The sequence below is a fragment of the Rhodococcus cerastii genome, from assembly GCF_033042195.1.
Taxonomy (GTDB): Bacteria; Actinomycetota; Actinomycetes; order Mycobacteriales; family Mycobacteriaceae; genus Rhodococcoides.
In genome coordinates this window covers 100,968-114,420 of the sequence record NZ_JAWLKF010000011.1, presented here as the reverse complement: position 1 = coordinate 114,420, position 13,453 = coordinate 100,968, and the positions used below count along the sequence as shown (strand labels likewise).

Genomic DNA, 13,453 nt, shown 5'->3' with positions numbered 1-13,453 from the left:
TCTCACCACATCGGACGGCGGCCTTGGCCGACTAGCGCGTTACCCCATCGTTGCTGGGTTCACGCCGGAATCTGCTGCACCACTGCGGCGACGGCCTCGACCTGGTCCGCGATGCGGGGGCCCCACCGACTGGACAGATCCTCGTCCATCGGGAAGATCCTGCCGTCTCGGACGGCGGTCATCGATCCCCACCCCGGTCGAGCCGCAACCGATTCGGCTGTGACGCCGCAGCATTGGGCGTCGGCCAGGAACACGACATCGGGATCCGCGGTGATCACCGATTCGGCGGACAGCTGGGGGTAGTCGCCTGCGCCGGAGCCGTCGGCGATGCTCGTCAGGCCGAACAGACCGTAGATCTGGCCGACGAAGCTCGCGCTCGACACCGTGTACAGCGTGTCGTCGAGTTCGTGGAAATACGTCAGGGGCTCGTCGCGCGCGGGGACACTGGCCACGGCGGCATCGATTCGGTCGCGCATCTGTGTGACCACCGCGTCGCCCTCGGCGTCGTGCCCGGTCGCGTCCGCGACGAGCTCGATCTGCGAGTACGCGTCGTCCAGGCTCGTCGCCGCCGGGACGAGCAGCGTCGGGATACCGGCCTCGGCCAGAGTGGACGTGACCAGGCCGAGGTCGGTGGAGGTGATCACCAGATCGGGGTCGTACGCGACGATCGCCTCGAGGCTCGGCGTGAACGCCGACAGCCCGGTCTTCGGTGCGTCGGCGGGATAGTCCGACTGATCGTCGACGGCCGCCACCTGCTCGCCGGCCCCGACGGCGTACAGGGTCTCCGTCGCCGTCGGGCTCAGCGAGACGATCGAACGTGGCATCGCGTCGATGGTGACGGTCCCGCCGTCCGAGCCCGACGCGATCGTCCTCGGGAACTTCCCGCTCGACGCCGCGACCGAGGTGGTTGCCGGCGGGGAGTCGGTCGTCGTGCTGCCGCAGCCGGTCGCGACCAGTGCTACAACCGCGAACCCTGCTGAGATCATTCGTGCCGATCGACGCTGCACTGCCACTCCTGTGTGTCCGATGCCCCTGGAGCGCCAACACTATCGGGTGGTGGTCACCGGACCAGGCTCCGTACCAGGTAGGTGCCGGTGTGGGTGTCGGAGACCACCAACTCGTCGACGGTTCCGGTGAAGGTGATCAGACCGCCGTTGTGCCCGCCATCGGGGCCGAGGTCGATGACCCAGTCGGCGGCGGCGATGACGTCGAGGTTGTGTTCGATGACGATCACCGACCTGCCCTCGTCGACCATCCCGGAGAGCAACGCGATCAGGTTCGACACGTCCGACGGATGCAGACCGGTGGTCGGCTCGTCGAGGACCAGCACCGGCGACGACCCGACCAGTTCGGTGGCGAGCTTGAGCCGCTGCCGCTCGCCGCCGGAGAGCGACGACAGGTTCTGGCCGAGCGAGAGGTAGCCGAGTCCGACGTCCCGGCACCGGCGGAGGATGTCGCGGATCTTTTTGACCTCGAAGAAGTCCTGGGCGTCCTCGACGGACATCTCGAAGATGTCGGCGATGCTGATGCCGTCGACGGTGTGCCGGATCGCGCCCGACCGAAATCGCCTGCCCTGGCACGTCTCGCAGGTGCTCGTCACCGGGTCGGTGAACCCGAGATCGGTGAAGATGACACCGCTGCCCTGGCAGTCGGGGCACGCGCCGTCGGAGTTGGGCGAGAACAGCGACGGCGGCTGGCCGGTCTTCTTGGCGAAGTACGCACGGATCGGATCGAGCAGACCGGTGTACGTCGCGGGGGAGGAGCGCCGCGATCCGCGGATGGGTGCCTGGTCGATAATGACGGCGTCCGGTGCGGCCTCACGGAGGTGCCCGTGGATGAGACTCGACTTCCCGGAACCGGCGACGCCGGTGACGGCCGTCAGGACTCCCAGCGGAATGTCGACGCTGACGTCGCGCAGATTGTGGGTGCTGGCTCCCGTGATGCTCAGCCAGCCCGAAGGGGTTCGGGGAGTATGCAATACGACATCCTCGCGCCGCAACGCGGCACCGGTCCTGGTGTCCGCGTCGCGCAGCTCGTCGTAGGTTCCCTCGAACACGATTGTGCCGCCCGCCTTTCCCGCGCCGGGGCCGATCTCGACGATGCGGTCGGCGATGGACATGACCTCGGGGTCGTGCTCGACGACGAGGACGGTGTTGCCCTTGTCGCGCAGCGCGAGCAACATGTCGTCGAGGCGGTGGACGTCGCGGGGGTGCAGGCCTGTGGTCGGTTCGTCGAAGACGTAGAGCATGTCGTTCAGGGTCGCTCCCAGGTGGCGGACCATCTTGATGCGCTGGGATTCACCGCCCGACAGCGACGACGTTGCGCGGTCCAGGCTGAGGTAGCCGAGACCGAGATCGACGAGTCTTCGCAGCTGCGTGACGATTTCGGCGGTGACGGTACCCAGGCCGTCGATTTTCCACCCGTCGATGCGGTCGGCGAGCTCGGACACCTGCATCGCGAACGCGTCGGGCAGAGACAGGCCCTCGAGGGTCGCGCCGCGGATGGTCTCGTTGTATCGGGAGCCGCCGCAGGATTCGCAGACCCCGCGCGTGACGATGCGCTCGAACGCGAGCTTGGCCTTGCCCTTCAGGGCGTCGGCGTCTTTGGCCAGGTAGCTGCGCTTGAACCGGGACACGATCCCCTCGTAGCTCTTCATGACGGCATCGGGGTTCAGTACCTCGAACTCGCCGGGTTTCGCGTCGAAGAACATGTGGCGCTCGCGGGCGGAGTATTGCTCGATCGGGACGTCGAGATCGAACAGGCCCGAGTCGGCGAACACCCGATACGGCCATTTGCCGACCTCGAAGTCCGGATGCTTGAACGGCCCCTCGCGCAAGGACTTCGACTCGTCCACCAGTTCGCCGAGGTCCACGACCTTCGCCTCGCCGAGCCCCTCGCACTCGAGGCACATGCCGGCCGGGTCGTTGAAGGAGAACGCGTTCGCGAACCCGATCGTCGGGGTGACGCCGCGGGACCACAGCATGCGCAGCCAGTCGCCGATGTCGGTGATGGTGCCGACGGTCGAGCGCGGGCCGCCGAACAGACGCTTCTGGTCGACGATCACGACGGCCGACAGGTTCGCGATGAGATCGGCGTCGGGACGGCCGTAGGACGGAAGGAATGTCTGCGCGAACGCGGTGAACGTCGAGTTGATCTGCCGTTGAGCTTCGGCAGCGATGGTGTCGAAGACGAGTGATGACTTCCCCGACCCGGAGACGCCCGCGAACACGACGAGCGAGCGTTTGGGCAGGTCGAGGTTCACGTCGCGGAGATTGTTCTCGCGTGCCCCGCGAACGAGGATGGTGGACAGTTCGTCGATGGATGGCTGAGTTGGTGTCGTCGGCTGGGCCTGGGTCATGTGCGCTTCGGTCGCCTTTCGCCGCCCCCGACGCTGGTTCGCCCGGGGCCGACGCAGCTTACCGTACGGTGTACGGAAACGCCACCGATGGACGGGAAGTAACAGACTTACCGGTCTGACGATCTCCCATGGGTACCGGTTGCGCCAGGCCATCGGTCGGTCGAAGGGTTTTCATGACGAGCAGTAGTCGTTCCCGCGTGCACTCGGTCCTCGCGCTTGCCCTTCCTGCGCTCGTCCTCGCGGGCTGCGGATCCACGGACTCCGCCGAGCCCGAAGTCCGGACCGAAGTGCGGACCGTGACCGTGGAGGCGACCACGACTCCAGCCACGACCGCGCCGACGTCGATCGAGAGGATTGTCCTTCCGGACACCACCGCGCCCGAACCGCCCGCCGCAGAGCCGGTCCTCGTGGCAATGCCTCCGGTCGTGTGTATGAATCTGCAGACTGCCCAGAATGCGATTCAGGCTGCAGGTGTCTTCTACTCCCGGAGCGTCGATGCGTCCGGTGCGAGCCGGATGCAGGTCAACGACTCGAACTGGATCGTTGTGGCGCAGGATCCGCAAGCAGGGGTGCTCGTCGGTGAGGGTGATGCTCTGCTGTCCGCGGTGAAGATCGGGGAGCCGAACAACTGCTGATCTATCGGCGAATGCTGTGCTTGCCTGCCGGAGCCGGTTCCTGCTCGGTCGAGCTGTAGGCGAGGTGGCCTCCGATGAGGCCGCCGACGCTGGCTGTCGCCAGACCGGCCGCAGCCAGCGCCTTGGCGATGCCATCGGTCTGGTTCCGGCGACGTATGTACGAGCCGAGGAAGAGGAAGACGCCGGTCGCGTTGGAGGCCGCGTGGATCATCCCGACGCGTCGTTGGCGGGTGTTCATCGTCGACCAGTCCGCCCAGCCGGTGGCGATGGCTGCCGGCGCGGACACCAGCCCGAGGGAGATGACGAGCTTGCTCGCCCTGGACTGGTGGTTCAGCAGATCGAGGACTACGGCGCTCGTCCAGCTTCCGATGGTGACGTTGACGAGAGCCGGGTGGATGGGATGACCGATCCACCGGCCGCGTAGACCTGCGCCGACGGCGGTGTCGTCCAGTGCGGGTTTCAGGACACTGTTGATCGCGTTGCTCGCTCCGTCGAGGAACGAGGCAGATTCGAGGCTGTCGAGGGCTTGTTTCGTTGTCATGCGTTCTCGCATGCCCCAATGGCATCGATCGAACCCTGAGGGCAGCCAAACACGGCACGAGATGCTTGGACGTCCTATAACGTCGGGTGATGAGCAGCGGAACACGAGTGAACACCGTCGACGGCGTCCTGCGACGGTCGGCCGCGAAATTCCCCGACCGCCTCGCCGTGACATTCGAGGGACGCAGTCACACCTACGCAGAACTCGATACCGCGGTCACCCGCGCCGCTCGACGGCTGATCGCGTTGGGATTGAACAAGGGCGACCGCGTGGCGGCGTACGGCGTCAACTCCGACGCGTACGTCGTCGCGTTCCTCGCCTGTGCGCGAGCCGGATTGGTGCACGTCCCGATCAACTACGCGCTCGTGGGCGACGAATTGCAATACCTGTTGCAGCAATCGGGTTCTCGGGCAGTATTGGTCGACCCGGAGTTGGCGGGCACGCTCGATTCGGTTCGCGGCGAGCTCAGCATCGAGCACGTGGTCTCCCTTCCCGACGTGCTGGGCACGGACGGCGACGGCTCCGAACTCGACCCCGTCGCCGATGCGACCGACCTCGCTCAGTTGCTCTACACCTCCGGGACGACGTCGAAACCCAAGGGCGCGATGATGTCTCACGGCGCACTGGTCGCGGAGTACGTCTCGTGCGTCATCGCGCTCGGGTTCACCCAGGACGACGACCCGCTTCTGGTGATGCCGATGTACCACTCGGCGGGGATGCACGTGTTCATGCTGCCGTACCTGTCGGTGGGTGCCACGGTCCGCTTGATGCGCAGGCCCGACGTTCCGGAGATCCTGCGCCGCATCGAAGCGGAGAAGATCAAGTCTCTGTTCCTGGCGCCGACGGTGTGGGTTCCGCTCGCCAATCACCCCGATCTGGCGACGCGCGATCTCTCGTCGTTGAAGAAGGCGCAGTACGGGTCTTCGATCATGCCCGTCACCGTTCTCACTCGGCTGCGTGAGCGGTACCCGGACATCGAGTTCTACAACTGCTTCGGGCAGTCCGAGATCGGGCCATTGGCAACGGTATTGCAGCCCGAGGAGCACGAGGCGCGGCCGGCGTCGTGTGGACGTGCGGTGTTCTTCGTCGAGACCCGCGTCGTCGATGCCGACGGCAACGATGTGCCGGACGGCGAAGCCGGTGAGATTCTCTATCGTTCTCCTCAGCTGTGCGACGGCTACTGGGACAAGCCGGAGGCGACGGCAGATGCGTTCTCGGATGGGTGGTTTCATTCCGGTGACTTGGTGACACGCGACGCCGAGGGGTTCATCACTGTGGTCGACCGGATCAAGGATGTCATCAACACCGGCGGCATCCTCGTCGCGTCCCGCGAGGTGGAGGATGCGATCTACACCCATCCGGCGGTCGCCGAGGTCGCGGTGATCGGGATGCCCGACGACAAGTGGATCGAGGCGGTGACGGCCGTCGTCGTGCTCAAGGACGGAAGTGAGATGTCGTCGCAGGTGTTGATCGACCACGTGAAGGGTCGGATAGCGCCGTTCAAGGTGCCCAAGACCGTCACCTTCGTCGACGAATTGCCGCGCAATCAGAGCGGAAAATTGCTCAAGCGTGAGCTGCGCAGCTGACTAGTTGTCACGCTGCGCGCCGTTTTCGGCGGTGGTAGCTGGGGATGGGTTGTCGTGTGGGGTCGGTGGATTCGGGTGGGATGGCGTAGGGGTGTCCGTCGTCGCCCATGAGCAGTTGCCAGTCGCCGTGGTGGACGAGGCGGTGGCATTCTCCGCAGACCAGCGCGAGGTTGTTCAGGTCGGTGCGGCCGCCGTGTTCCCAGAACTTCACGTGGTGGGCCTGGCACCACTGTGCGGGGCGGCCACACATCACGCAGCACCGATCGCGGATGGTCAGGGCGATGCGTTGGTCGTCGCTGGCGAGTCGGGTGGTGCGGCCGAGGGCGAGCGGGACGCCGTGGTGGTCGACGATGACCGGGGTGAGGTCGGCGTCGCAGGTGAGAAGTTCGGCGAAAGTGCGGCTCATCGGCCCGGTCCAGTCGAAGTGGAACGGCCAGTCGGCATCACCGGGCTCGGGTGCAGACTTCTGTCCGCGATGGTCACCGGCACCAGTGCTGGGACCGACGCGATCGGCGCGGGGATCACCGGTCGGTGAACCGTCGCCGGCACCGCTCCCGACGTCGTGACCGCCATCAGCATCGTCGGGACCCGTGTCGGCATCACCGGTCCGTGAACTGTCGCCGGCACCAGCACTGCTTTCGCTGACGTGGGGACCGCCGCCAGCATCACCGGTCCGTGAACTGTCACCGATGCCAGCAAGGTTCCCGCTGACGCGACGACCGTTGCCACGATCGGGACCGCCCTCGGTATCACCGGTCCGTGAACTGGCATCGGCATCAGCGCCGCTCCCGCTGACGCGACGACCGTTGCCACGATCGGGACCGCCCTCGGTATCGCTTGTTTGTGAGTGGCCGCCGGTACCGGATGCCTTCGAACCCGTTGTTGGCCTGTTCGATTGCGTGTGTCCGCGGTCGGCGAGCAGGTCCCGCAGCGGGACGATCAGGTGCACCGATGCCCGCGACCCGCCCGCCGATCCGCGGCCACCACCGCTCAGGTGCCGGTCGAGGATCCGATCGAGGGCATCGGCCCGCCGCTTCGACGGACCACGTAGGTCGCGTTCACCGCCGGGGCCGGGCTGCGGCGCGGTCAACGCCGACAGTGCGGTGAGCAGCTTCTCGGCGAGGAGTCGGTCGACGTTGCCGCCCATCTGGAAGCGGCCACTGGCAAGCGGGTGAACATCGAAACGGTTCAACTCCGGGTTCTCCGACACTGGTATCGGCGGCGGTCCAGCTGGAACAGGTTCGGGCCGAGCAGGTTCGGGCTCGCCCGAGCCGGCTGCGTCACCCGCGTCAGCTCGGCTCGCACGGTCCCGCTCTTGCTCCCGCTCCTGTTCCCGCTCCTGTTCTTGTCGTTGCTTCTCGGCCTGCTCGTGGCGGGCTCTGGCGTCCTCGGCCGCGGAATGCGCCAGTGCCTGGGCGCGGGAGGCGACCTGCCCGGCGGTGCTGCGCATGGCGGTTTCGAGCAGTTCGGCGACGACCGCGTCGCGGCGTTGTTCGTCGAGGGTGGGGTCGGCGACCACCACGGTGGCGTAGCCGTCGGCGATCGCCGAGGCGTGCGCGGCGTGGATGTCACCACCTGCGAGGGCACCCAGCACGCTGGGCCGGTCGGTGAGCCACTGCCCCAGCTCCATCTGACGGGCCGCGGACCCGTCGGTGATGCGCACCGATCGCGCGTACCACCGGGTCACCGACGAGTAGCCGAGTTTCATGGCCAGACCGCGGCGGTCCATTTCCGCCAGCAGCGTCAATCGCGTTGCAGCGAGCTCGTTTTCGAGGGAGGACACGCCGGCGAGCTCGGAGACCAATTCCTGGTCGCCGAGCCCGAACACATCCCCCCATGTCTTCACACCACGAAAGCTATACCCACCCACCGACAACTTCTGTGTCGCAGGTCAGCGCGTCCATCGGATGCGGATGGGCCCCTTCGCGGTCGACGGATCGACGACTGATCCTTTCTGGGTGATCTCGACTTCTCCCGCGTCGACCATCCGGCGGGCGGCGCGGCGAACCGGTTCCATCAACTCCCGCCAATTGTCGTCGGACAGTGCACGTGCGACGTCGGAAGGGCAGATGGTGGAGTCGCGGGACCGGGCGTCGAGCAGGGAACGGATCTTGTCTTCGAGTTCCTTGTCGGTGGTGCTCACCTTGTGCCGCCGGCATGCGTCGCTGCAGTACTTGATGTCATCCCAGTTCTTCTCCCACTTCTTGCGCCATTCGATTCGCCGTCCGCACGACGCGCAGACCTTGTCCGCGGGGTGAGCCGTGGGGGAGCGACGGGAATGAGCCATGCTTCGACAGTAACCTTCTCGCATGGCTATTCGACCTATCCTCGTTGCCGGCGACCCTCGTTTGACGACCTGTGCCGCTCCCGTCACCGAGTTCGACGCGGAGTTGGCCGCGTTCGTGGAGGACCTGTTCGAGACCAACACAGCGGCGCACGGTGCCGGTCTTGCCGCCAACCAGGTCGGTGATCCGCGTGCGGTGTTCGTCTACGACCTGCAGGACGGCGGAGTCCGGCATCGCGGGCACGTGGTCAATCCAGTGCTCGAGACATCGGCGATCCCGGAGACGATGCCGGACCCCGAGGACGGTGAGGGGTGTCTGTCGGTCCCGGGGGAGCGGTACCCGACCGGCCGTGCGGACTGGGCCCGCGTGACCGGTGTCGATGTGGAGGGCAGTCCCGTGACGGTCGAGGGCCACGGCTACCTGGCGCGGTGTCTGCAGCACGAGTCCGACCATCTGGCCGGTCACCTGTACCTCGACCGTCTGATCGGCCGCAATCAGCGCGCAGCGAAGAAGATGATCAAGGCCCGGGGGTGGATCGGACCCGGCAACAGTTGGCTGCCCGGATCCGACTCGGACCCGTTCGGATGGTGACTAACAGACCCCGGTGACAGCGCATGCCGTCGATCGTTCGAGTTTCCAACGGCCCTCGGAGACAACGAAGCCGATGGAGGACACTCGCCCGACGGACGTTCCGCTCGCCTCGACCCGGCCGGGTGCGACGACGTCGATGCGGTCGAACGACGCCTCCGACATGATCCCACCGCTGTCGAAGACCGCAGCGTTTTCCTCGGCAGATCCCTCGAGCGCGTCGGCGCGGTCGGACCGCTCGGCGGTCCAGTCGAAGACGGTGCGGAAGATGGCGGTCGCCTCGTCCGGGGTCGGGATGGCGGAGGGTGCGACGGAGGGAGGAGGTGCCGGGAACGACGACGGCGCAACGTTCACCGCCGCGTCGATGGTCGGCTCGGGTTGCGTTGCAGCGCAACCGGTGAGGGCGATGAGAGCCAGTCCGCACAGGACGCGGCCGGCGATCATCAGAACGGGTTGTAGACGTAGAGCGTCCGGTAGTCCCATTCCGACGATCCGGCCGGGACTCGGATCTCCGTCAGGACCCGGCCGTTCTGGGAGCACGAACCGCGGGCGTGAAACGACCAGCAGTCGATCTGCCGGCTCGTGCCGAACGGGCTGACGATCAACGATGTGGCGCTCCCTGCACCGTATGCCGCAGGGTCGAAGGCGCTCACGAAGTTCGCGGTCGAGTCCTTGGGTCCGAACGGGTTGTCGTCGGGTGCTGCGGACGCTGTCGGCGCGAGAAGCACTGCGCCGCCGATCGCCAGCGCGACCCCGGCGAGGACCTTCTTCAGCATGGTGGCTCCGTTCGTTTCGAGCGCGAACGCTCAGTGGTCATGGAATCGGCTGCAACCGACCGCGCGTTACGAACCGGCATCTCCCCAGAGGCGGCACACTGGAGTGCATGACAGCACTCGAAGCGCCCATCGTTGCCCAGCAGCTCGGCCGTCGCCTCGCGGTGTGGGGCGGTGGGAGTGTGCTCGCCGGAACGATGTTGGCGTTGCGCGGGTCCTCGCCTGCCCGACGGGCGTTCGGGTTGCAGACGGCGGGGTGGGGCGCGATCGATCTGGCGATCGCGGGTGCAGGCGCGCTGAGCTCGAAGCCCCCGACGGCCGCGAGTTTGAGCCGGCTGCTGTGGATCAATGCCGGTCTCGACGTTCTCTACATCGCGACCGGTGCGCACATCGCCGTGAGGAAGCTTCGGTTCGGCGGCCGGATCACTGCTGACCAGGCCGTGGGTCACGGCACTGCCGTCGTCGTGCAGGGCGCTGCGCTGCTCGCGCTGGACACGGCTCACGCCCGCATGATTGCCGGCTAATCACACGAGTGTCATTCTCTCCGTAGGTGTTTTGTCAAGTACCGACACGACCGATTTGTTGCGCGATCAGTAGATTTGCGTAACACTCGTCCCATCAGTCACATCAGTATCGTGGGTCACACGGGAAACGGTGGGTTCGTCTATGCGTGTACGTAGTCGGCAGATCGCTGTCGGGGCTGTCCTGGCGCTGGCAGTGAGCGGACTCAGCGCTTTGACTGCGCCCACCGTGTCGGCCGAACCGTGTGGTGGGCTCGGCGGGCCGGGTTCGTCTCCGCTGTTCGGGTCGTCGGGCAGCGCGGGCATGTCGGGTAAGAACCCGCAGGGTCCGCAGGGGCCGCTTCCTCGGATCACCGGCAACACGCAGAGCATCGCTTGGGTCACCGGTCCGCAAAGTGTGAACAACACCTACAACGACCTCGCGATGTCCGGCACCGACCTCGGCATCAGCTGGGACAACGGTGCCGGCCAGATCCTGATGGCGTTCGGTGACACGTTCGGCGACTGCTCCTCCGGCAACGCGCAGTGGCGCAGCAACGCACTCTTCCGTTCGGACAAGGCGTCGACGAACTTGGCGCAGGGTATCGAGATCGGTCCAGCCGATCCCGCGGACAACACCTCCGGTGCCGTCGTGCGTGCAGACAACCCACGCTATGCGGCCGAGATCATCTCGAGCGCAAAGCTACCCAGCGTCGAGGACACGACCATCCCCACGGCGGCCATCGCGATCGGCAACACCCAGTACATCAACTACATGTCGGTGCAGAGCTGGGGCACACCCGGGCGCTGGGTCACGAATTACTCCGCGACTGCGAAATCCACTGACAACGGCCAGAATTGGTCGACGGATCCCAGGACCATCCGCGTCAACAAGGGTGTCACCATCCCCGGCTTCACCAACGTCCACGAAAGCCAGGGCAAGTTCCAGCAGAGTGCGTACGTCCTGGGCCGCGACGGCGAGTACCTGTACCAGTTCGGTACTCCGAACGGACGATTCGGCGACGCCTTCGTCTCGCGGGTCGCGCCTTCGGACATCGAGAATCTCGACGCGTACGAGTACTCGACGCAGGATCCGGATCCGACGAAGCAGTGGTCGAAGAACATCGGCGATACGGTCGCCATCGTCAAGGGCCCGGTCAGTGAGATGTCGGTTGCGTGGAACGACTACCTCGGCCGCTACGTGATGATGTACGGGGACGAGAACTCTCGCACTCTGGTCGCTCGCACTGCGGACAATCCCGAGGGTCCGTGGAGTGCGCCGAGGACCATCCTCGACGCCAATCAGACGGCCGGCGGAATCTACGCACCGTTCATTCACCCGATGTCGAGCGGTAAAGACCTGTATTTCACCGCTTCTCGGTGGTCGGACTACAACGTGCTGCTGTTGAAGACGAACCTCGACGCGCTGAAGTGATCTCCGCGGATCGTCGAATGGCTGCCTCCAGGTAGGCGTCGACGTCCAGATCGAGTTCTGCGCCGAGCAGTCCGCGGCGAATGGTCGAGAGATACCTGCTCGACGGTTCGCCGGGCTCGCGCACGGTCGAACTGGTCAGCGTGAAGGCGGACCTTCTGTCGATGTCCGGAAGCCGTAGCAGTGCATCGTATTTTCCGCGGAAGCTCTCGCCCTCGCGGTCCACTGTCAGCTGCGACCACTGTCCGATGGCGAGCGTCTCCGTCGCCCCGATATCGACGGCTGCGACGACGTTCTCGACCGCGGCCAGATGAGCGAACTGGGCTCGCTCGATCAGATATCCGCGCCCTACAGAGCGATTCGCCGGATCGACCGTCGTAGAGACGAATGCGGATGCTCCGGTCCAGCGCCGGGAGACTCCCGCGAAATACAGCGCATGATCGATCCACAGCCATCGTTCTTCGGCGGGTGGTGACGCAGTGGGTGCCGGTGGGTGCGCACCGAATTCGGAGCGCTCGTCGGACCCGGTCAGGTAGGTATGGAACCTCTCGCGCAGCAGGTTGGACCCGTACGAGACGTACCACAGCCGATCGGTCACTCGGTCTCGAACAGCTGCCGGTATGCCTCGGCGAGCAGGTCGGACGCGAGGTCGTGGTTGTGTGATGCTGCGCCCGTTGAGTTTCCGGATCGCATCAAACGGGCGTTGAGACCGTAAGCGAGGTCGTCGAACGTGTCGTCGTCGATGCCGAGGTCGACGTCCACGTCTTCTTCCAGCAGTGCGCCGAGGTCGATCGACCACGACCACACGCGTTCGTCCCGGTGCGGACCGCGTCCTGCGCTGACCGTCTCGTTGGAGACCTCGAGCTGCTCGTCGGTGCGGTCGCGCGGAACGTTGGTGTTGATGCGCAGGTCGAGTTCTATGGTGTCGTCGTCGTGCACGATCTCGTCGACGCGGAGCGTCTCGAAGCCGCCGCACGTCAGCGTCACCAAGCGTCGCGGACCGGTCTCGGCGATATCGTCGGACAGGGCAGCGATCTGCCACAGATACTTCTCGGTGTTCGCCGGGTCGGGGATCGAGGAATTGATGTAGTCGGCCACGATGCTGCGGATGGCGGGGTACGCGATGTGGTCGGACAGTTCCCAGAACTGCTTGCGTGCCTTGCCGACTGCCGTGTCGAGCAACGTCGCCCGCTTGGCTCTTTCTTTCGGCAGTGCGGATTTCGCGCTCGGTGCTTCGCCGATCGCGCCAGGATCGGAAGGGCGTTCGCGGAGGCGGGTCAGGCGCGACACGAGCTCCTGCAGGTGCTCCAGCTGATCTGCAGTTCCGGCCGCGAAATCGAGTGCCTCGATGTCGGTCCACACGTCGAGGTCCGCGGCGAACCGCGCGGCGACCGAATCTGCGTAGCCCGAGTAGGCCGAGCCGTCGGTGAAGTGCAGAACGTAGAGCCCGGCTCGGTGTTCCTTGGCCGCGAAGACCGTGGCGATGGATCCGGCGTCGGTGACGTCGAATCGTTCGAAGGCGAATCCGTCGGGGGTGGCAGCTGCGGTCATGAACGTGAATCTACCGATGCGAGTGGAGAGCACCTATTCCGCGCCTTGTCCATATTGTCGGAATTGGTCCGCCTGTACCGGTGGCTGTCTCCAAATATGTTCCGACACCGCAAATTCCGGTTTGTCCGTTCCGTAGAAGTATTTTCTCTTCCATGAACGAACGGCAAATTTCTGGTGCTATGTTGTGGAATGTCTGTTTCTACC

14 protein-coding genes and 1 pseudogene are annotated in these 13,453 nt (G+C 65.7%); 5 read left to right on the top strand and 10 right to left on the bottom strand.

Features of this window, described 5'->3' with window-relative positions; translation table 11 throughout:
* Positions 1–59: 59 nt before the first annotated feature.
* Positions 60–986 (bottom strand): ABC transporter substrate-binding protein, encoded by a 927-nt coding sequence (locus R3P93_RS18465; RefSeq protein WP_317533725.1) that lies wholly within the window; start codon positions 984–986, stop codon positions 60–62.
* A gap of 74 nt (positions 987–1,060) precedes the next feature.
* Complete coding sequence (locus R3P93_RS18460) at positions 1,061–3,358, bottom strand: excinuclease ABC subunit UvrA (protein WP_317533724.1); 2,298 nt, start codon at positions 3,356–3,358, stop codon at positions 1,061–1,063.
* A gap of 173 nt (positions 3,359–3,531) precedes the next feature.
* Here R3P93_RS18460 and R3P93_RS18455 point away from each other — a divergent pair, with 173 nt between their 5' ends.
* Positions 3,532–3,993 carry a hypothetical protein gene (locus R3P93_RS18455; protein ID WP_317533723.1) on the top strand — a complete coding sequence of 154 codons (462 nt, stop codon included), beginning with the start codon at positions 3,532–3,534 and terminating at the stop codon, positions 3,991–3,993.
* Between the two features lies 1 nt (position 3,994).
* Here the strand turns inward: R3P93_RS18455 and R3P93_RS18450 are convergent, their stop codons facing one another.
* Positions 3,995–4,534, bottom strand: a complete 540-nt coding sequence (locus R3P93_RS18450; RefSeq protein ID WP_068047068.1) for a DUF2231 domain-containing protein — start codon at positions 4,532–4,534, stop codon at positions 3,995–3,997.
* Positions 4,535–4,623: 89 nt separating this feature from the next.
* On the opposite strand from R3P93_RS18450, the gene R3P93_RS18445 reads away from it, so the two are divergent.
* Entirely contained in the window at positions 4,624–6,120 is a 1,497-nt protein-coding gene (locus R3P93_RS18445; protein ID WP_317533722.1) for an acyl-CoA synthetase, read from the top strand.
* 7 nt (positions 6,121–6,127) lie between these two features.
* Here R3P93_RS18445 and R3P93_RS18440 read toward each other — a convergent pair whose 3' ends face one another.
* The 3 genes and pseudogenes from R3P93_RS18440 to R3P93_RS18430 form a co-directional block, all read right to left on the bottom strand.
* Positions 6,128–7,966, bottom strand: coding sequence for a DUF222 domain-containing protein (locus tag R3P93_RS18440; RefSeq protein WP_317533721.1), 1,839 nt, complete (start codon positions 7,964–7,966; stop codon positions 6,128–6,130).
* Between the two features lie 45 nt (positions 7,967–8,011).
* Positions 8,012–8,263 (bottom strand): DUF3253 domain-containing protein, encoded by a 252-nt coding sequence (locus R3P93_RS18435; RefSeq protein ID WP_255183390.1) that lies wholly within the window; start codon positions 8,261–8,263, stop codon positions 8,012–8,014.
* A 15-nt stretch (positions 8,264–8,278) separates the two neighbouring features.
* Positions 8,279–8,407: pseudogene (locus R3P93_RS18430) on the bottom strand (DUF2256 domain-containing protein); the annotation flags it as partial.
* 22 nt (positions 8,408–8,429) lie between these two features.
* On the opposite strand from R3P93_RS18430, the gene R3P93_RS18425 reads away from it, so the two are divergent.
* The gene (locus R3P93_RS18425) at positions 8,430–8,996 is read left to right on the top strand and encodes a peptide deformylase (protein ID WP_317533720.1); all 567 of its coding nucleotides are present in this window, start codon (positions 8,430–8,432) and stop codon (positions 8,994–8,996) included.
* On the opposite strand, the gene R3P93_RS18420 is transcribed toward R3P93_RS18425, so the two are convergent.
* Together R3P93_RS18420 and R3P93_RS18415 are read right to left on the bottom strand one after the other, a co-directional pair.
* On the bottom strand, positions 8,997–9,476 hold the full coding sequence (locus tag R3P93_RS18420; RefSeq protein ID WP_317533719.1) for a hypothetical protein: 480 nt from the start codon (positions 9,474–9,476) through the stop codon (positions 8,997–8,999).
* Positions 9,437–9,769: a hypothetical protein gene (locus R3P93_RS18415; RefSeq protein WP_317533718.1), complete on the bottom strand. Its 333-nt coding sequence runs from the start codon at positions 9,767–9,769 to the stop codon at positions 9,437–9,439. Before R3P93_RS18415 ends, R3P93_RS18420 begins: the two co-directional genes overlap by 40 nt.
* Positions 9,770–9,876: 107 nt before the next feature.
* Here R3P93_RS18415 and R3P93_RS18410 point away from each other — a divergent pair, with 107 nt between their 5' ends.
* Both R3P93_RS18410 and R3P93_RS18405 read left to right on the top strand, forming a co-directional pair.
* Complete coding sequence (locus R3P93_RS18410; RefSeq protein WP_317533717.1) at positions 9,877–10,290, top strand: DUF6992 family protein; 414 nt, start codon at positions 9,877–9,879, stop codon at positions 10,288–10,290.
* 142 nt (positions 10,291–10,432) lie between these two features.
* Positions 10,433–11,701: a DUF4185 domain-containing protein gene (locus R3P93_RS18405; protein ID WP_317533716.1), complete on the top strand. Its 1,269-nt coding sequence runs from the start codon at positions 10,433–10,435 to the stop codon at positions 11,699–11,701.
* On the opposite strand, the gene R3P93_RS18400 is transcribed toward R3P93_RS18405, so the two are convergent.
* Both R3P93_RS18400 and R3P93_RS18395 read right to left on the bottom strand, forming a co-directional pair.
* A complete protein-coding gene (locus tag R3P93_RS18400; RefSeq protein WP_317533715.1) occupies positions 11,634–12,296 on the bottom strand; it encodes a hypothetical protein in 663 nt (220 codons plus the stop codon). The genes R3P93_RS18405 and R3P93_RS18400 overlap by 68 nt on opposite strands.
* Complete coding sequence (locus tag R3P93_RS18395) at positions 12,293–13,249, bottom strand: hypothetical protein (protein WP_255183381.1); 957 nt, start codon at positions 13,247–13,249, stop codon at positions 12,293–12,295. Before R3P93_RS18395 ends, R3P93_RS18400 begins: the two co-directional genes overlap by 4 nt.
* Between the last annotated feature and the right edge of the window lie 204 nt (positions 13,250–13,453).